Source organism: Alcaligenes endophyticus (genome assembly GCF_026344035.1).
In the GTDB taxonomy this organism is placed as follows: Bacteria; Pseudomonadota; Gammaproteobacteria; order Burkholderiales; family Burkholderiaceae_B; genus Alcaligenes; species Alcaligenes endophyticus.
Window position 1 is genome coordinate 1 of sequence record NZ_JAPKND010000013.1, and the last position, 19,575, is coordinate 19,575.

Genomic DNA, 19,575 nt, shown 5'->3' on the forward strand with positions numbered 1-19,575 from the left:
CTAAAATAGTAGTAGCCAAAATAGGCAAAAAAGGTTATTATCCTTTTTTGCCTAAAGGTTTAATATGGTTGCCAAGTAAATAGCCATATTATTCGAGGTATAGGGGTATAGCTCAATTGGCAGAGCGTCGGTCTCCAAAACCGAAGGTTGAGGGTTCAATTCCTTCTGCCCCTGCCACATCAGCCATTTGCCACTGCGTAAGCATGGTGTCACTCGCCAGAATATGTCAAATACCAACGTAGAAACTGTTAACCGTGGCTCTGAACGAATTAAGTTGGGCCTGGCTGGCATAGTTGTCCTTGCCGGTATTGTTGGTTACTCCTTATTGGACGGTCAAGCGACTGCCCTGCGTGTCGGCGTCTTCATACTTAGTCTGATCATTGCTGTACTGATCGTCTGGTTCAGTGATACTGGCCGGCGTACGGTTGCTTTTGGTCGTGATGCTTACGGAGAAGTGCGACGCGTACACTGGCCATCTCGCAAAGAAGCGACGCAAATGACAGGTATTGTTTTTGCGTTTGTAGCGGTCATGGCAATACTATTGTGGATCATCGACAAAGGCCTGGGCTGGATTATATATGGCCTATTATTGGGCTGGAGATAAAGGGCACACATGAGCAAACGCTGGTATGTGGTTCACGTTTATTCTGGAATGGAAAAAAGCGTGCACAAAGCTTTGGTGGAGCGAATTGAGCGTGCCGAGCTAGAGGATGCGTTTGGACGCATCTTGGTTCCATCAGAAGAAGTAGTAGAAGTAAAAAACGGCAAGAAATCTATCACCGAACGTCGTATCTATCCCGGTTACGTGCTGGTTGAAATGGCACTAACTGACGAAACATGGCACTTGGTAAAAAGCACGCCGCGCGTGACAGGCTTTTTGGGTGGTTCTGGTAATCGTCCTGCACCTATTTCTGAAATCGAAGTTCAGAAAATTCTTTCGCAAATGGAAGAGGGTGTGGAGAAACCACGTCCCAAAGTATTGTTTGAAGTGGGTGAATTGGTGCGCGTCAAAGATGGCCCATTTGCAGACTTCAACGGTAACGTAGAAGAAGTCAACTACGAGAAAAGTAAGGTGCGAGTCACTGTTACCATTTTTGGGCGTGCTACACCTGTTGAACTCGATTTCGATCAAGTTGAAAAAACTTGATATTTTTAACCCCCGGGAAGCCTAGCAGTAGCGTTGGCGTTATACCCGCAAGGAGTCATTAACATGGCGAAGAAAATCGTCGGTTTTATCAAGCTGCAAGTACCAGCTGGTAAAGCTAACCCCTCCCCACCGATTGGTCCAGCACTGGGTCAACGCGGTCTGAACATTATGGAATTTTGTAAGGCGTTTAACGCCCAGACTCAAGGCGTTGAGCCCGGTCTGCCAATTCCAGTTGTAATTACTGCTTACGCCGACAAGAGCTTCACTTTTGTCATGAAGACGCCTCCGGCGACTATCTTGATCAAGAAAGCGGTTGGCATCAAGAGTGGTTCCGCTCGTCCAAACTTGGACAAAGTCGGTACTCTGACTCGTGCTCAAGCCGAAGAAATCGCTAAGACCAAACAGCCCGATCTAACAGCCTCTGACCTAGACGCTGCTGTGCGCACAGTTGCTGGTACAGCTCGTAGCATGGGCATCAACGTAGAAGGGGTGGTGTAAGTCATGGCTAAACTGAGCAAACGTGCAGCCGCTATTGCTGCAAAAATCGATCGCAATACTTTTTACCCTATTGCTGACGCGCTAAACCTGATCAAAGAAACTGCTAACGCTAAGTTCGATGAATCCATCGACGTAGCTGTACAGTTAGGTATTGATCCACGTAAATCTGACCAACTGGTTCGTGGTTCCGTGGTGCTGCCAGCAGGTACAGGTAAATCGGTACGTGTGGCTGTATTTGCACAAGGCGATAAAGTTGAAGCCGCTCGCGAAGCTGGTGCCGATATCGTAGGTATGGACGATTTGGCAGAACAAATCAAAGCAGGCCAATTGGATTTTGACGTCGTTATTGCTTCTCCTGACACTATGCGTGTTGTGGGTACGCTAGGTCAAATTCTAGGTCCTCGCGGTTTGATGCCTAACCCCAAAGTAGGCACAGTGACTCCTGACGTCGCTACTGCAGTAAGAAATGCTAAGGCTGGTCAAGTACAGTACCGTACAGACAAAGCCGGTATTATTCATTCAACAATTGGTCGTGCTTCCTTTGACGTTGCTAAGCTGCAAGAAAACTTGGTGGCTTTGGTTGACGCATTGAACAAAGCACGTCCAGCATCCGCTAAAGGCGTGTATCTGCGTAAAGTAGCTGTATCCTCCACCATGGGTGGCGGTGCACGCGTAGATATCGCATCGCTGAGTCTATAAGTCTCAGATACAAAGAACTTTGGGCATAACCGGTTAAACCGGTTATTGCTGTCAAAGACCGCTGGAGCAGCTTGCTGTCTTAATTTTGGTTCACACCAAATCCAGCGTAGACGGCGCCCATGGAAGAATTCTATTTAGAACTCGTCCAGGTGCGCCGCATTCGGTTGATGTAGGGAAACCTTCCCCGCATCGTTTGAAGGAGTGTTCACACCGTGAGTCTCAATCGTGAAGAGAAAGCGGCAGTCATAGAAGAGATTTCCGCTCAAGTAGCGCAAGCTCAATCTATTGTTTTTGCCGAATACCGTGGTTTGGACGTCGCTTCTGCTACCGTATTGCGCAAACAAGCGCGTGAGTCTGGCGTATACCTGCGTGTATTGAAAAACACGTTGGTTCGTCGTGCGTTGGCCGATTCGTCTTTTGACGGTCTGACCAGCCAGCTAACAGGTCCTCTGATGTACGCCATCAGCGCTGATCCTGTTGCAGCGGCGAAAGTACTGGCTGATTTCGCAAAAACTAACGACAAGTTAGTGATTAAGGGCGGCGGGCTGCCCAACAGCATACTCGATGTAGAAGGCGTTAAGGCTTTGGCCACTATGCCTTCTCGCGACGAGTTGCTGGCGAAATTGCTGGGTACCATGCAAGCACCTATCGCTACATTTGTGCGTACGCTTAACGAAGTTCCCACTAAGTTTGTGCGTGGCCTTGCGGCTGTGCGCGATCAAAAAGAAGCTGCTTAAGCTTTGTGGAATTCGTGGTATCGAACGACACCTAAACCTGGCATATTATTTAAATCTGGAGTTCTATAAATGACTACTAAAGCTGAAATCTTAGACGCAATCAGCGCAATGTCCGTGCTCGAGTTGTCCGAGCTGATCAAAGAAATGGAAGAGAAGTTCGGCGTATCCGCAGCTGCGGCCGCTGTTGCTGTTGCTGCTCCTGCTGCTGGTGGTGCTGCCGCTGCTGCTGAAGAGCAAACAGAGTTCACCGTAGTTCTGGCTGAAATTGGCGCCAACAAAGTTAGCGTCATTAAAGTTGTTCGCGAAATCACCGGTCTGGGCCTGAAAGAAGCCAAAGACTTGGTTGATGGCGCACCAAAACCAGTTAAAGAAGGTCTGTCCAAAGCTGATGCTGAAGACGCACAGAAAAAACTGGAAGAAGCTGGCGCTAAGGTCGAACTCAAGTAAGAGTGTCGATATTTGCCCGGGAAAGCGACTCTTAAGCCTTCCCGGGCTTTTGCGTTTCCAGAAAACCTCGTATTTTAGTGTGCTATTAAAGTCAGGTTTTCTAGAAACGTTCTAAAGTTGTAAACCGGGGTCGTGGTTGACGGCCCGTGTAACCTTGAGTCGGAGTGCTCATGCCTTATTCGTACACCGAAAAAAAGCGCATACGCAAGAGCTTCGCCAAACGTGAAGACGTACAGCAGGTTCCTTATCTGTTGGCGACACAACTGCATTCTTTTAAAACTTTTTTGCAGAAGGACACGCCACCTTCACAACGCAAAGCCGAAGGATTGCAGGAAGCTTTTAATTCTATTTTTCCAATAGTAAGCCATAACCAGATGGCGAGGCTAGAGTTTGTCAGCTACGTGCTCGGCGAACCGGTGTTCGACGTCAAGGAGTGTCAGCTCCGTGGCTTGACTTACGCCTCGCCGTTGCGTGCCAAAGTACGTTTAGTACTAATGGACCGTGAGGTCAGCAAACCTACCGTTAAAGAAGTAAAAGAGCAAGAAGTCTACATGGGCGAGATGCCTTTGATGACCGAAAACGGCTCCTTTGTTATTAACGGTACAGAACGCGTTATTGTTTCTCAGTTGCACCGCTCTCCTGGTGTGTTCTTTGAACATGATCGTGGTAAAACACATAGCTCAGGTAAGTTGCTGTTCTCAGCACGTGTCATTCCTTACCGTGGCTCTTGGCTCGATTTCGAATTCGATCCTAAAGATATTCTTTTCTTCCGTATTGACCGCAGACGTAAGATGCCGGTCTCGATCTTGCTTAAGGCTATAGGTATGACGCCCGAGCAGATCTTGGCTAACTTTTTTGAGTTCGATCATATCGATCTTCAAAAAGAGGGTGGCAAGCTGCAGTTCGTGCCTGAACACTGGCGAGGTGAAGTCGCTAGTTTCGATATCACAGACCGTGATGGCAAAGTACTGGTTGAAAAAGACAAGCGTATTAACGCTAAGCACATTCGTGACTTAAGCGCCGCTAAAATCGATTACATCTCCATTCCCGAAGACTTCTTGTTGGGACGGGTGTTGGCTAAAAACATCATCAATCCGGATACCGGTGAGGTGATCGCGCACGCTAACGATGAAATCACAGAAACTATCCTAGCCGAATTACGTGCCGCTAACGTACATGATCTGGAAACTTTGTACATCAACGAGTTAGATCGTGGTGCTTACATTTCCTTGACTTTGCGTATGGACGAAACGGTTGACTCTAACGCTGCGCGTATTGCGATTTATCGCATGATGCGCCCGGGTGAGCCACCCACCGAAGAAGCCGTAGAGGCACTCTTCCAACGCTTGTTCTACAGCGAAGAAACGTACGATCTGTCACGCGTTGGCCGCATGAAGGTAAATAGCCGTCTGGGTCGTGGTGATAGCATCGAAGGTCCCATGACGCTGACCGACGAAGATATCTTGGATACCATCAAGGTATTGGTTAACCTGCGTAACGGTATTGGTCAAATTGACGATATCGATCACTTGGGTAATCGTCGTGTTCGTTGCGTAGGTGAGCTGGCAGAGAACCAATTCCGTGCGGGCTTGGTACGTGTTGAGCGTGCAGTCAAAGAGCGCTTGGGTCAGGCAGAAACAGAGAACCTGATGCCACATGACTTGATTAACTCCAAGCCGATCTCGGCTGCAGTGAAAGAGTTCTTTGGTTCCAGTCAGTTGTCGCAGTTTATGGACCAAACCAACCCGTTGTCCGAGATTACTCACAAGCGCCGTGTTTCGGCCTTGGGACCTGGTGGTTTGACTCGTGAGCGTGCTGGCTTTGAAGTGCGCGACGTGCACCCAACCCATTACGGTCGTGTTTGCCCGATTGAAACTCCTGAGGGTCCGAACATCGGTCTGATCAACTCGATGGCTTTGTATGCTCGTCTGAACGAGTACGGCTTCCTGGAAACACCGTACCTGAAGATTGTCGACGGCAAGGTCAGTGAGCAGATTGAGTACTTGTCCGCTATCGAAGAGAGTAACTACGTTATTGCTCAGGCTAACGCCGAGTTGAACGAAGATGGCTCTTTCGCGGATGATCTGGTGGCGTGTCGTGAGGCAGGCGAGACCCTGATGACCTCGTCGGCGAATGTGCATTACATGGACGTGGCGCCTTCGCAGATTGTGTCCGTCGCAGCTTCTTTGATCCCGTTCCTAGAGCATGACGATGCTAACCGTGCCTTGATGGGTGCGAACATGCAACGTCAGGCCGTACCGTGCCTGCGCCCAGAGAAACCTTTGGTGGGTACCGGTATTGAACGTACAGTGGCGGTTGACTCCGGTACTACCGTACAGGCTCGTCGTGGTGGCGTGATTGTGGACGTGGATGCCCAGCGTGTGGTGATTCGTGTTAACGATGATGAGAACATTGCTGGTGAAGTAGGTGTGGATATTTACAACCTCACCAAGTACACACGTTCTAACCAGAACACCAACATTAACCAGCGTCCTATTGTGAAGCGTGGTGATATCGTCGCTAAAGGCGATGTGTTGGCCGACGGCGCTTCTACCGACTTAGGTGAGTTGGCGTTGGGGCAGAACATGCTCATCGCCTTTATGCCTTGGAACGGCTACAACTTCGAAGATTCGATTTTGATCTCCGAAAAAGTGGTATCTGATGACCGCTATACGTCGATTCATATCGAAGAGTTAACGGTAGTTGCCCGTGATACCAAGCTGGGACCTGAGGATATCACACGCGATATCAGCAATCTGTCCGAAGTTCAGTTGAACCGTTTGGACGATTCCGGCATTGTATATATCGGTGCTGAAGTTCGTGCTGATGACGTACTGGTAGGTAAGGTAACCCCTAAGGGCGAAACTCAGCTCACTCCTGAAGAGAAGCTGTTGCGCGCCATTTTTGGTGAGAAAGCATCTGATGTGAAAGACACTTCCTTGCGCGTGCCGTCTGGCATGGTAGGAACGGTCATTGATGTACAGGTGTTTACTCGTGAGGGGATTGATCGTGACAAGCGTGCGCAAGCTATTATCGATGATGAGTTGCGCCGTTACCGTCAAGATTTGAATGATCAGTTGCGCATCGTAGAAGACGACGCCTTTGATCGTACCTTGAAGTTTTTGGTTGGCAAAGTGGTCAATGGCGGCCCGCGCAAACTGCCTAAAGGTGCTGAGCTCACAGCTGAGTACCTGATGGATCTGGATCGCTGGCAGTGGTTTGACATTCGCTTGGCCGATGAAGAGCATGCGGTTGTTCTCGAGCACACGAAAGAGTCCCTAGAGCAAAAACGTCACCAGTTTGATCTCGCCTTTGAAGAAAAGCGCAAGAAGCTGACACAGGGCGACGAGTTGCCTCCAGGCGTGTTGAAAATGGTTAAGGTTTACTTAGCTGTTAAGCGTCGTTTACAGCCAGGTGACAAAATGGCTGGTCGTCACGGTAACAAAGGTGTGGTTTCACGCATTGTGCCGATTGAAGACATGCCGCACATGGCGGATGGTACTCCGGTAGATATCGTCTTGAACCCGTTAGGCGTTCCTTCTCGAATGAACGTAGGGCAGGTACTGGAAGTGCACTTGGGCTGGGCGGCTAAAGGTATAGGCCAGCGTATCGCGGAAATGATGCAAGATGAGCAAAGCGTACAAATTGCTGAGCTGCGCGCATTCCTAGAAAAAGCCTATAACTCAAGTGGTAAACCTACACGTCTAACAGAGCTGAGCGACGAAGAAATCGTTTCGATGGCCAAAAATCTGGAAAAAGGTCTGCCTATGGCTACCCCAGTATTTGATGGTGCTACCGAGGCTGAAATTGATCGTATGCTTTGCTTGGCCTATCCTGATGATGTCGCTGAGCGTTTGCAGTTGGCCCCTTATCGCACACAAGTACGTTTGTTTGACGGACGTACAGGTGAAGCCTTTGAGCGTGTGGTAACAGTTGGCTATATGCACTATCTGAAATTACATCACTTGGTGGACGACAAAATGCACGCCCGCTCTACTGGTCCTTACTCGCTGGTTACCCAGCAGCCTCTGGGCGGTAAGGCGCAGTTTGGTGGTCAGCGTTTTGGAGAGATGGAGGTCTGGGCACTGGAAGCTTACGGTGCCTCCTACACGCTTCAAGAAATGCTTACCGTCAAATCTGACGATATTGCAGGTCGCACCAAGGTGTACGAGAACATTGTCAAGGGTGATCACGTTATTGATGCCGGCATGCCGGAGTCCTTTAACGTGCTGGTCAAGGAAATTCGTTCCTTGTCTCTGGACATGGATTTGGAGCGTAAATAATGAAAGCGCTACTCGACTTATTTAAACAGGTCAATCAGGAAGAGCAGTTTGATGCCATTAAAATTGGTATTGCTTCTCCTGAGAAGATCCGTTCCTGGTCTTACGGAGAAGTCCGTAAGCCAGAAACCATTAACTATCGCACGTTCAAACCTGAGCGCGATGGTCTGTTCTGCGCCAAAATATTTGGCCCAGTAAAAGACTATGAGTGCTTGTGCGGTAAATATAAGCGTCTGAAGCATCGCGGCGTTATTTGTGAGAAGTGTGGCGTTGAAGTCACTGTCTCCAAAGTGCGTCGTGAGCGCATGGCCCACATTGAGTTGGCTTGCCCAGTAGCGCATATTTGGTTCCTCAAGAGCCTGCCATCCCGTCTGGGTATGGTCCTAGACATGACGTTGCGCGACATTGAACGCGTGCTGTACTTTGAAGCTTGGTGCGTTATTGAGCCTGGTATGACCCCGCTGAAGCGTGGTCAGATCATGTCTGATGACGACTTCCTGGCTAAAACAGAAGAGTACGGTGACGACTTCCACGCCCTGATGGGTGCGGAGGCGGTACGTGAGCTGTTGCGTAATATCGATCTAGACCGTGAAGTTGAGCGCTTGCGCGGTGAGCTGAAAGCTACTGGATCGGATGCCAAGATCAAAAAGCTGTCCAAGCGTTTGAAAGTCTTGGAAGGTTTCCAGAAATCGGGTATTAAGCCTGACTGGATGATCATGGAAGTGTTGCCTGTTCTACCACCAGATCTGCGTCCGTTGGTGCCGCTGGACGGTGGTCGCTTTGCAACCTCTGATTTGAACGACCTATACCGTCGAGTTATTAACCGTAACAATCGTTTGAAGCGCTTGTTAGAGCTTAAAGCTCCCGACATTATTTTGCGCAACGAAAAACGTATGTTGCAAGAGTCGGTAGACTCGCTGTTAGATAATGGTCGTCGTGGTAAAGCCATGACTGGCGCAAATAAGCGTCAGTTGAAGTCCTTGGCTGACATGATCAAAGGTAAGAGCGGGCGCTTCCGTCAGAACTTGCTTGGTAAGCGCGTCGACTACTCCGGTCGTTCTGTTATTGTGGTGGGTCCTCAGCTCAAACTGCACGAGTGCGGTTTACCTAAACTGATGGCTCTAGAGCTTTTCAAGCCCTTTATTTTCAACCGTTTGGAGTTGATGGGTTTAGCTACCACGATTAAGGCAGCAAAAAAACTGGTAGAGAGTCAAGAGCCAGTGGTGTGGGATATTCTTGAAGAGGTTATCCGTGAACACCCCATTTTGCTCAACCGTGCGCCAACGTTGCACCGTTTAGGTATTCAGGCGTTTGAGCCTGTACTAATTGAAGGTAAAGCAATTCAGTTGCACCCCTTAGTGTGTGCCGCGTTTAATGCTGACTTTGACGGTGACCAAATGGCGGTACACGTACCGTTGTCGCTAGAAGCACAGTTGGAAGCGCGGACCTTGATGCTTGCTTCCAATAACGTGCTGTTCCCGGCTAACGGTGAACCTTCCATCGTACCTTCTCAAGATATCGTCTTGGGTCTGTACTATGCAACACGTGAAGCAGTGAACGACAAAGGCGAGGGGATGTTCTTTGCTGACGTCTCCGAGGTTCGTCGCGCCTACGATAGTAATGAAATCTCTTTGCAAACTCGTCTGACCGTACGTATTACTGAGTACGAAAAAGGCGAGGACAATGAGTGGAAGACTTTCATCAAGCGTTACGAAACGACCGCTGGTCGTGCGATTTTGTCCGAGATTTTGCCTAAAGGCTTACCTTTCTCGGCATTGAATCGTACGCTGAAGAAAAAAGAAATTTCGCGTCTGATTAACCAGTCGTTCCGTCGTTGTGGTCTGCGTGCTACGGTAATTTTTGCCGATAAGTTAATGCAGTCCGGCTTTACACTGGCCACACGCGGTGGTATTTCCATCGCCATGAACGACATGCTGGTACCTGCCGTCAAACAAGACATCCTGAGCCAAGCCAGTAACGAGGTGAAGGAAATTGACAAGCAGTACTCGTCCGGTCTGGTTACTGCCCAAGAACGTTATAACAACGTCGTGGATATTTGGGGTAAGGCAGGTGACCGCGTTGGTAAGGCCATGATGGAGCAGTTGGCTACTGAGCCTGTCACTAACCGCTTTGGCGAGGAAGTGCGTCAGGAGTCGTTCAACTCTATTTACATGATGGCTGACTCCGGGGCTCGTGGTTCAGCAGCCCAGATTCGTCAGTTGGCGGGTATGCGTGGCTTGATGGCTAAGCCTGATGGCTCCATTATTGAAACGCCTATTACGGCTAACTTCCGTGAAGGCTTGAACGTACTGCAGTACTTTATTTCCACTCACGGTGCACGTAAAGGCTTGGCTGATACGGCATTGAAGACCGCTAACTCAGGTTACCTGACGCGCCGTCTTGTAGACGTTACTCAAGATCTGGTGATTATTGAGAAAGATTGCGGTACGTCGCAGGGCTACACCATGAAAGCCATCTTGGATGGTGGTGAGGTGATTGAGCCGTTGCGCGATCTGATACTGGGGCGTGTAGCCGCGGTTGATATCGTCAATCCTGATAATCAGGAAACCGTCGTCAGTGCCGGCACGCTGTTGGATGAAGACATTGTTGAACTGATCGACTCGATTGGAATTGATGAAGTCAAAATCCGTACTCCCCTGACATGTGAGACCCGTCATGGATTATGTGCGCACTGTTATGGTCGTGACTTAGGTCGCGGTACATTGGTAAGCCGTGGTGAGGCAGTAGGGGTTATCGCTGCTCAGTCCATTGGTGAGCCCGGTACTCAGTTGACCATGCGTACTTTCCACATTGGGGGTGCGGCCTCACGTGCAGCCATGGCGAGCTCGGTCGAAACTAAGTCGGCTGGTACTGTTGGGTTCGAAATTGGCCTGCGCTATGTGACCAACGCGAAGGGTGAGCGTATTGCGATCTCTCGTTCAGGTGAAATCGTTATTTTTGACGATAACCGTCGTGAGCGCGAGCGTCATAAAGTACCTTATGGTGCCACCATTTCCGTAGGCGATGGCGAGACGATTAAAGCAGGCCAACGTTTGGCCACTTGGGATCCTCTGACTCGTCCTATCGTGTCTGAGTACACCGGTACCGTTCGCTTCGAAAATATCGAAGAGGGTGTTACTGTAGCGCGTCAAGTTGACGAAGTTACAGGTTTGTCCACTTTGGTCGTGATTACGCCCAAGACACGTAGCACCGGCAAGACCATCAATCGTCCACAGATCAAACTGTTGAACGAAGCAGGTCAGGAAATTAAAATCGCCGGTACAGACCATATGGTAAACATCTCGTTCCCAGTGGGCGCGCTGATTACCGTACGTGATGGCCAACATGTGTCTGTGGGTGAGATTCTGGCTCGTATTCCTCAAGAGTCGCAGAAAACCCGTGACATTACTGGGGGTCTGCCGCGTGTGGCCGAGCTTTTCGAGGCTCGCTCACCCAAGGATGCAGGTCTACTTGCCGAGGTAACCGGTACGGTATCTTTTGGTAAAGACACTAAGGGTAAGCAGCGTCTGGTCATTACCGATCTAGACGGAGTCAGCCACGAGTTCTTGATTCCCAAAGAGAAACAAGTATTGGCTCACGATGGTCAAGTCGTGAACAAGGGTGAGATGATCGTTGACGGTCCTTCCGATCCCCACGATATTTTGCGTCTCAAAGGTATCGAAAAGCTTGCTAATTACATCGTTAACGAGGTTCAGGACGTATACCGTCTGCAGGGCGTGAAGATCAACGACAAGCACATTGAAGTGATTGTTCGTCAGATGCTGCGTCGTGTGAATATTGTTGACTCAGGTGACACCGGCTTTATTACGGGTGAACAGGTTGAGCGTTCCGAACTGTTGAACGAGAACGATCGAGTACTGGCTGAAAACGGTATTCCTGCAACGTATGAAAACGTCTTGCTGGGTATTACTAAAGCCTCCTTGTCTACCGACTCCTTCATCTCTGCGGCTTCCTTCCAGGAAACCACCAGAGTGTTGACCGAAGCGGCGATCATGGGTAAAACCGATGATCTACGTGGTCTGAAAGAGAACGTTATCGTGGGTCGTTTGATTCCTGCCGGTACTGGGATGGCTTACCATATTGCTCGTAAGCAGAAAGAGGTTTTTGAAGCAGCCGAGCGTAAAGCAGCCCGTGAGCTAGAGAATCCATTTGGTGACTCGGCAGAAGGGGTTGAAACCCCCGAGGCCGCGAGCAAGCCAGAAGCTTCTACCGTAGCGCCTAGCGAAGATAGCGTCGAGTAAGTTTACTTTCTATCTATACGCTGGAGAACGCCATAGCCTGTAAAAAGGCTGTGGCGTTTTTTTATGCAAGGACCACCCGTGTGGTGGTATGGATGAGCTGGATACTACTGACAAGGAGTGCTGGAGGGTTCTTTAGTGCTCAGATGGCGCTGTAGCCGTTAAGCTAATAGAGAAAATACTGCCGTGGCCCAGTTCGCTTTGTACGCTTATATCGCCGTCATGTCGGTTGATCACTGTTTTGACAAAGGCTAAACCTAAGCCACTTCCAGAAGGTGTGTCGTTCCCATCCGCATGGGCACGATGATAGGGTTCAAATAGATGTGGCAAGTGTTCAGCGGAGATGCCCCAGCCGTGATCGCTAATCTGTAATAAGACCGTTTTTTCGCTTAACGTGAAACTAGCGGTGATGTCATTGTTTTCGGGGCCATATTTAATCGCATTTTCAATTAAGTTAGTCAGTACACGCCGGAGCATAGGAGCGTTGCCCATTACCCAAGCTTCCGTTGTGGTGGCATAGTTGAGTTGAACTTTTTTACGCTGCGCTGCTGCCCATGCAAGGTCCATGCTATCGGCAAGCAAGTCGGCCAGATTCACGGGTTTGAGCACCATGTCCATGGCTTCTGCACGGGCAAGGTTGATGAAGTTATCGACCAGCTCTAAGGTTTGGGACGCATAAATATCGACATGCTCTAGCAGTTGCTCTGAACTCATTTTATCCGTCGCTTCCTTTTGTAGTGCGCTAAGCGCTAATAAAGAGTTCTGTGGAGCGCGCATGTCGTGAGAGATAAACCGTAGTGTTTCTTCGCGCCTAGTTTGCGCCCGTCGCAGTAAATCGATGGACTTATGTAGCAAGGACAGACGTTGTGGCAGGCTACGTGCTTGCTGTTCAGAACGAGAGCTACTCATGGCAGCTCTAATTTCCGGGTAATCACGTTGTAGCTTTTCTAGGTCTTGTGAGACCTGCCTTAAGGCAGCCTCTTGACTACGCCAGTGCCATAAAGGATAGGCGAGCGTAGTAACTAGTAGGCTAGCGGTAGGGGGAATCCAAAGTCCGAATACATGCATAGCCACCCAATCTAACAAGAAGATGCCTATGAGCGCAAAGGTAAGGGTTAAAAATGCTAAGCGCGGTGATTGCTTTAGTAATAGCAAACACACAAGTAATACAGGTATAAAAGACAGCAGTGCATTGAGCCAATCAGGCGGAACATCTATCCATTTACCTTGCTCACTGGCTTGCAAAATATTGGCTAGTATCTCCATGCCCGACATGGTAGATTGTTCGGCCTTAGACATGGGCGTCGAAAAGGAATCACCTAAGCCACTGCTCCAAGCTCCGATTAATACATACTTATTCTTGAAGTAGTCGGGAGGGTAGTTGCCTTGCAATACACTGTAATAAGGATAAGTATTGAAGTGTCCTGGACGGCCTGCGTAGGGAATGTAGCGAGTCGAATTGCTCTCTTTATCTAGAATAGGCGCGAGTGCTTGTCCTTCCTGCCCCACTTGTAACATAGTCGGTGCAAAATGCAGTAATTCTTCACCGTTTGGTAGTGTGTGGCGCAGCTTCACCTTGCGTACTACACCGTCGGCATCTGGATAAATATTGATATAGCCTAATGCGGCAGCTTGTTTGCGCAGTTCGGCTAAAGGTTGAGCAATACGGTTAGTTTGAGGGTGGTATATCTGGGGTAGAACAACTGCCCCATTTTCAGCTATGGCAGCCGCTAGGGTTTGGTCGTCAGTAGGATAAGCCGGATTCGCTTCTTGAAAAACCATATCCAGCCCAATTGCACGCGCGCCCTCAAGCCGTTCCAGTAGTTGAGCATGGATATCGCGACGCCATGGCCAATAACCAATTTTGGCTATACTGCCATCATCAATAGCAATTAAGGCGATATCGGTAGGTGGCGTTTGAGGGGGGCCTAAGGCTAGCGTGAAATCATAAAAGGTATTGTCCAAGCGGGACAAACCTATGTCAGAGCGGTAGACACTAAGCACTAGAGTCAGCACAAACAGGAATAGGGTGACTAAACGCCATTCCTGCTGTAGCTGAGAATTCAGTGATTTGCTGGCAGTCTGATCAGTGCTAGCTGGCATGCCAAAGTATAAACCGCTTAAAAGTCACGCAAGAGCACTGGTTCGCCATACGAGGTAGTGATGGGGGTGCCATCACTGCTCGTTAAGGCAAAGGCCCCTGTAAAACTGGCGATAGTATCGGGGCCACTAAGCCCCAATAGGTCTACGGCTCGAATTAGCACAAAGTGCGGACCTGGTCGGCGTGCGCTAAAGGTGAGGGTAGGGCCGCGTTGAACATGGCGCGAAACAAGTTTGCTCCCTTGGGGATCAAGGGCTACTTGCACCAGGTAACTCTCGATCTCGGGAACGCTCTGCACCTGAGTGCTCCATTGCCCACCTTGTCTGATGGGTTCACTGATAACGGGTGCTTTAGGTAACAGGGTGACGTTGCTCACCTGGCCATCAGCGGATACGGCAGCACCGTAGCGAGAAGGGATGTTAGTGAGTTGTTCGCTCGCCGTAGTGCTGAGCTCAGCGCGACCTTCTAGCACCTCACTAAAGCTTGCCTGTCCTTGTTGACGGACCCGTAACGAGGTACCACGCACACCAGTAATGCTAACGGGTGTATGGACTTCAAAGCGTCCGACGCCTGTAGAGTCGGGCGCGACAATAGACTCTACGTCTCCGTCTTGGAGAGCGATGATGGTGTCGGTGAGTTTGGCGCGATCAAAGCTACGCGCCCGCTGCAGGGTGATCGATGAGTTTTCGGGAACCAGTAAGGTGCTGTTGTCTTGCATACTTAACGTTAGGTAAGACTGATTACCGGTTTGTATATGATCACCCTCGTTTAAGGTGTGTGCATCCGCACGTAGCGCTTGACCATTGACTTGAATCTGACCAGATCGGTGTGTGATGCTGAGTGCTGCAGGGCTGGTAGGGATAAGCCGAAAGGGTATTGCTAACTCTTTACCGATTGGAACCGCCAGCGTGTTAGATATATGATTAAGAGACTGCAGCAGGCTCCAGTTTTGTGATTGGCCTGTATAGGTGTCCGCAATATTGGATAGCGTATCGCCCGCTATCACGCGATAAATAAAGTTATCACCTCGTGCGCCCGACGGTTGTGCCCAGCTCGTGTTATAGACAAGAAAACAGCCCAATAAAAGGGCGATGCAGCGTTGTGTCATGATGATTCAAGAGGATCGGAAAGAGGTTCTAGCCGGTAACCCAAGGCATAAGAGGCACTGAGACGGACACCGTTTTCAGGCCTTAATTGTAGCTTGCGTCGTATATTAGATAAATGCGTATCCAAAGTACGCGAGGTAGCGGGAATTTCACGATTCCACACAGCAGAACTGAGCACGTCGCGAGAAAATAAACGCCCTGGATTACGAAATAGTAGTAACGCTAGCTCGAACTCTTTAGGGGCTAACGTAATAGGCTCGTTGTTAAGGTCTATGCGTCCTTGCTCGGGATAAATATGATAACAGGCAAACTGAAAACTTTCGTTTTGGGCGGTATCAGGAGTGGTGCGACGCAATAACGCATGGATGCGGGCAATCAGTTCACCTTTGCGTAGCGGCTTAGTCATGTAGTCATCAGCGCCGGCCTGTAAACCTACCACTAAGTCTTCTTCGGCAGTACGGCTGGTTAAAAACAATACGGGGATGCGGTGCCCTAAATTAGCACGCACCCAGCGTAAAACATCTAGGCCGCTGACATCAGGAACCTCCCAGTCTAGTAAAAGCAGATCATAAGAATGTGGCTTAGCTAGCTTAGCGAGTAAAGCTTTGCCAGTCGTGAAGCTATCACATTGAAAATTTGCATCAGCTAGGGTTTGGGTAATGAGTTTGGCTTGCGCCAGATCATCTTCCAAGGAGGCGATGTACATAGATTCAAGATCCTGAATTTATTATAGATACTAGGGAGGAGTATAACGATAGGCGGACGCTTGATGAGTAAGTGTGCCTACCGCGGCGCTCACACAACGTATTATGCCTGATAGTAGCGGTAATGCATTGACTTATAAGGCGTTACGGTGTTAAATTTTAAGGCTTACTTAAAGGATCCTTTGCCGGTTCACTTTGTAGTAATTCTTGGTTATGGTGAGTTGATGCTTCTAGTTTGATAAAGTTTTTGCTTTAAAATCTAGGAATAGATACCCATAGCCTTTAGCCATTTGTGCAGGACCGCTCTTTGTTTTGTTTAAGGGGCGGTGCTGTGCAAGCTGCCCTGATGTTGACATACAGTCTATTCTGGGCAGCATTGTTTAAGCGAACAAACGTACTTTATATAGGATACGTATAGGTCATGCCAACCATTGCTCAACTCGTGCGCAAGCCGCGCGAAGTCAGTCGTGCGAGCAGTAAGAGCCCAGCGCTCGAGAACTGCCCACAGCGTCGCGGTGTCTGCACACGTGTCTACACCACGACCCCAAAGAAACCTAACTCTGCGTTGCGTAAAGTCGCCAAAGTGCGTCTAACGAACGGTTTCGAAGTTATCTCCTACATCGGTGGTGAAGGCCACAACTTGCAAGAACACTCGGTCGTGCTAGTGCGCGGCGGTCGTGTAAAAGACTTGCCGGGTGTGCGTTACCACATCGTCCGCGGCGCTCTGGATCTTCAGGGTGTTAAAGATCGTAAACAGGCCCGTTCCAAGTACGGCGCCAAGCGTCCAAAATAATTGCATCTGCCTATCAGCTTAGGCTGATGTGTTCGTGCAACTATGGCTAGTCGCCATAGCATGTAAGTGATCAATTTGATAATTGGTCGAGATCGCGCAAGCGATTCAACTGAATAGTCACAAGGAAAATACCATGCCTCGCCGTCGCGAAGTTCCCAAACGTGAAATCCTACCTGACCCAAAATTTGGCAGCGTTGAGCTGGCCAAATTTATGAACGTGGTCATGCTGTCCGGCAAGAAAGCTGTTGCCGAACGTATTGTTTATGGTGCGCTTGACCAAGTGGCGCAAAAGACCGGCAAAGATCCGCTCGAAGTGTTTAACGCTGCCATCAACAACATCAAACCAGTTGTCGAAGTAAAAGGCCGTCGTGTCGGTGGTGCAAACTACCAAGTACCTGTTGAAGTTCGTCCTGTTCGTCGTTTGGCTTTGGCCATGCGCTGGTTGCGTGAAGCCGCCAAGAAACGTGGTGAGAAATCAATGGTATTGCGTTTGGCTGGTGAATTGGCTGACGCGGCAGAAGGCCGTGGCGGCGCAATGAAGAAGCGTGAAGACACGCACAAGATGGCAGAAGCCAACCGCGCATTCAGCCATTTCCGTTGGTAATCTGAGGACATACAATCATGGCCCGCAAAACCCCTATCCAGCGCTACCGTAACATCGGTATTTCTGCCCACATTGACGCCGGTAAAACTACCACTTCCGAGCGTATCCTGTTTTATACAGGCGTAAACCACAAGTTGGGTGAAACCCACGAAGGTTCCGCCACTATGGACTGGATGGAGCAAGAGCAAGAGCGCGGGATCACTATTACCTCGGCCGCTACGACCGCTTTCTGGCGCGGGATGGCGGGCAACTACCCTGAACACCGTATTAACGTCATTGATACCCCCGGACACGTGGATTTTACCATCGAGGTAGAGCGTTCCATGCGTGTGCTGGACGGTGCCTGCATGGTGTATTGTGCGGTGGGTGGTGTGCAGCCTCAGTCCGAGACTGTATGGCGTCAAGCTAACAAGTACAACGTACCTCGTCTAGCTTTCATCAACAAAATGGACCGTACTGGCGCAAACTTTTTTAAAGTTTACGATCAGTTAAAACTGCGTCTAAAAGCTAATCCAGTACCTATTGTGATTCCAATCGGTGCCGAAGATCAGTTCGAAGGCGTGGTCGACTTGGTAAAAATGAAGGCCATCATCTGGGATGAGGCTAGCCAAGGCGTTAAGTTCGAGTACAAAGACATTCCTGCTGAGTTGCAAGACCAAGCTGAAGAATGGCGTGAAAAAATGGTCGAGTCGGCTGCTGAAGCTAACGAAGACTTAATGAACAAGTACCTGGAAACTGGCGATCTTTCCGAAGACGACATTAACTTGGGTCTGCGTTTGCGCACCATTGCTTGTGAAATTCAGCCTATGCTGTGTGGTACTGCCTTTAAAAATAAAGGTGTACAACGCATGCTGGACGCAGTGATCGACTACCTGCCATCCCCAGTAGACATTCCTCCCGTAGACGGCACCGACGACGATGGTAATCCCATTGTGCGTAAGGCCGACGATGAAGAACCTATGTCTGCTTTGGCGTTCAAATTGATGACTGACCCATTTGTAGGTCAGCTGACATTCGTGCGCGTATATTCTGGTGTGTTGCGTTCAGGTGACTCCGTTTATAACCCCATCAAAGGCAAGAAAGAGCGCGTTGGTCGTATCTTGCAGATGCACGCTAACAACCGTACTGAGCTCAAAGAGCTGGTAGCGGGTGACATTGCTGCGGTGGTTGGTTTGAAAGACGTCACAACAGGTGAAACCCTGTGTGATCCTGCTAAGCACATCATCCTAGAGCGTATGGTGTTCCCAGAGCCTGTTATTTCACAGGCTGTAGAACCCAAAACCAAATCTGACCAAGAGAAAATGGGTGTGGCCCTGTCTCGCTTGGCTCAGGAAGATCCTTCCTTCCGCGTAAGTAGCGACGAAGAATCCGGCCAGACAATTATTTCTGGTATGGGCGAGTTGCACTTGGAAGTGTTGGTTGACCGTATGCGTCGTGAGTTCGGTGTCGAAGCCAACGTGGGTAAACCCCAAGTGGCCTATCGCGAAACTATCCGTAAAACTTGCGAAGAAGTGGAAGGTAAGTTTGTTAAGCAGTCTGGTGGTCGCGGTCAGTACGGTCACGTGGTCCTCAAGCTGGAGCCTCTCGAGGCTGGCGGTGGCTACGAGTTCGTTGATGCGATTAAAGGTGGTGTTGTACCGCGTGAGTACATCCCCGCTGTTGATAAGGGTATCCAAGAAACCTTGCCAGCTGGTGTGGTTGCAGGTTACCCAGTCGTTGACGTTAAAGTTACTCTGTTCTTTGGTTCTTACCATGACGTTGACTCAAACGAAAACGCCTTCCGTATGGCTGCATCAATGGCTTTCAAAGACGGTATGCGTAAAGCATCTCCTGTCTTGCTGGAGCCAACCATGGCGGTTGAAGTGGAAACACCTGAAGAGTACGCTGGTAACGTGATGGGTGACTTGTCTTCACGTCGCGGTATGGTTCAGGGTATGGATGATATTCCTGGTGGTGGCAAAATTATCAAAGCTGAAGTACCTTTAGCAGAGATGTTCGGCTACTCTACCAGTTTGCGCTCTCAGACACAGGGTCGTGCTACTTACTCAATGGAATTTAAGCAGTATGCTGAAGCTCCAAAGAACGTAGCCGATGAAGTGATCAGCGCTCGCGGTAAATAAGCTAAGCATTCAGGCCTGCTTCGGCAGGCCGGAAATTAACATACTATTTTTGTTTTCTTGAAAACATAGATTGGGATAAA

At 49.5% G+C, this 19,575-nt stretch carries 14 protein-coding genes and 1 tRNA gene; 12 read left to right on the forward strand and 3 right to left on the reverse strand.

What is annotated here, in order from left to right:
• Positions 1 to 101 precede the first annotated feature (101 nt).
• The 9 genes from OSH01_RS16165 to rpoC all read left to right on the forward strand — a co-directional run bounded on the left by OSH01_RS16165 (position 102) and on the right by rpoC (position 12,070).
• Positions 102 to 177, forward strand: a tRNA-Trp gene (locus tag OSH01_RS16165).
• A gap of 46 nt (positions 178 to 223) precedes the next feature.
• Positions 224 to 604 carry a preprotein translocase subunit SecE gene (gene secE / locus OSH01_RS16170; RefSeq protein ID WP_266125173.1) on the forward strand — a complete coding sequence of 127 codons (381 nt, stop codon included), beginning with the start codon at positions 224 to 226 and terminating at the stop codon, positions 602 to 604.
• A gap of 9 nt (positions 605 to 613) precedes the next feature.
• Positions 614 to 1,147, forward strand: a complete 534-nt coding sequence (gene nusG, locus OSH01_RS16175) for a transcription termination/antitermination protein NusG (RefSeq protein ID WP_266125174.1) — start codon at positions 614 to 616, stop codon at positions 1,145 to 1,147.
• Positions 1,148 to 1,210: 63 nt separating this feature from the next.
• Entirely contained in the window at positions 1,211 to 1,645 is a 435-nt protein-coding gene (gene rplK, locus OSH01_RS16180; protein ID WP_266125175.1) for a 50S ribosomal protein L11, read from the forward strand.
• A 3-nt stretch (positions 1,646 to 1,648) separates the two neighbouring features.
• A complete protein-coding gene (gene rplA, locus OSH01_RS16185) occupies positions 1,649 to 2,344 on the forward strand; it encodes a 50S ribosomal protein L1 (protein WP_266125176.1) in 696 nt (231 codons plus the stop codon).
• Between the two features lie 212 nt (positions 2,345 to 2,556).
• Positions 2,557 to 3,081: a 50S ribosomal protein L10 gene (gene rplJ / locus OSH01_RS16190; RefSeq protein ID WP_266125177.1), complete on the forward strand. Its 525-nt coding sequence runs from the start codon at positions 2,557 to 2,559 to the stop codon at positions 3,079 to 3,081.
• 69 nt (positions 3,082 to 3,150) lie between these two features.
• A complete protein-coding gene (gene rplL / locus OSH01_RS16195; RefSeq protein WP_266125178.1) occupies positions 3,151 to 3,528 on the forward strand; it encodes a 50S ribosomal protein L7/L12 in 378 nt (125 codons plus the stop codon).
• Between the two features lie 170 nt (positions 3,529 to 3,698).
• Positions 3,699 to 7,811, forward strand: coding sequence for a DNA-directed RNA polymerase subunit beta (rpoB, locus tag OSH01_RS16200; protein WP_266125179.1), 4,113 nt, complete (start codon positions 3,699 to 3,701; stop codon positions 7,809 to 7,811).
• Positions 7,811 to 12,070 (forward strand): DNA-directed RNA polymerase subunit beta', encoded by a 4,260-nt coding sequence (rpoC, locus tag OSH01_RS16205; RefSeq protein ID WP_266125180.1) that lies wholly within the window; start codon positions 7,811 to 7,813, stop codon positions 12,068 to 12,070. The genes rpoB and rpoC overlap by 1 nt, the downstream gene beginning before the upstream one ends.
• Positions 12,071 to 12,202: 132 nt before the next feature.
• Here rpoC and OSH01_RS16210 read toward each other — a convergent pair whose 3' ends face one another.
• Genes OSH01_RS16210 through OSH01_RS16220 form a run of 3 tightly spaced genes read right to left on the reverse strand, consistent with a single transcriptional unit; the run spans position 12,203 to position 15,980 of the window.
• A complete protein-coding gene (locus OSH01_RS16210) occupies positions 12,203 to 14,170 on the reverse strand; it encodes a CHASE2 and HATPase_c domain-containing protein (protein ID WP_266125181.1) in 1,968 nt (655 codons plus the stop codon).
• Between the two features lie 17 nt (positions 14,171 to 14,187).
• Positions 14,188 to 15,276, reverse strand: a complete 1,089-nt coding sequence (locus OSH01_RS16215; protein WP_266125182.1) for a FecR domain-containing protein — start codon at positions 15,274 to 15,276, stop codon at positions 14,188 to 14,190.
• Entirely contained in the window at positions 15,273 to 15,980 is a 708-nt protein-coding gene (locus OSH01_RS16220; protein ID WP_266125183.1) for a response regulator transcription factor, read from the reverse strand. The genes OSH01_RS16215 and OSH01_RS16220 overlap by 4 nt, the downstream gene beginning before the upstream one ends.
• A gap of 419 nt (positions 15,981 to 16,399) precedes the next feature.
• Between OSH01_RS16220 and rpsL the strand changes: the two genes are divergently transcribed.
• From rpsL to fusA, 3 genes are all read left to right on the forward strand, one after another.
• Positions 16,400 to 16,771 carry a 30S ribosomal protein S12 gene (gene rpsL / locus OSH01_RS16225; RefSeq protein ID WP_266125184.1) on the forward strand — a complete coding sequence of 124 codons (372 nt, stop codon included), beginning with the start codon at positions 16,400 to 16,402 and terminating at the stop codon, positions 16,769 to 16,771.
• A 133-nt stretch (positions 16,772 to 16,904) separates the two neighbouring features.
• On the forward strand, positions 16,905 to 17,375 hold the full coding sequence (gene rpsG, locus OSH01_RS16230; protein ID WP_266125185.1) for a 30S ribosomal protein S7: 471 nt from the start codon (positions 16,905 to 16,907) through the stop codon (positions 17,373 to 17,375).
• A 17-nt stretch (positions 17,376 to 17,392) separates the two neighbouring features.
• On the forward strand, positions 17,393 to 19,495 hold the full coding sequence (gene fusA, locus OSH01_RS16235) for an elongation factor G (protein WP_266125186.1): 2,103 nt from the start codon (positions 17,393 to 17,395) through the stop codon (positions 19,493 to 19,495).
• Positions 19,496 to 19,575 lie beyond the last annotated feature (80 nt).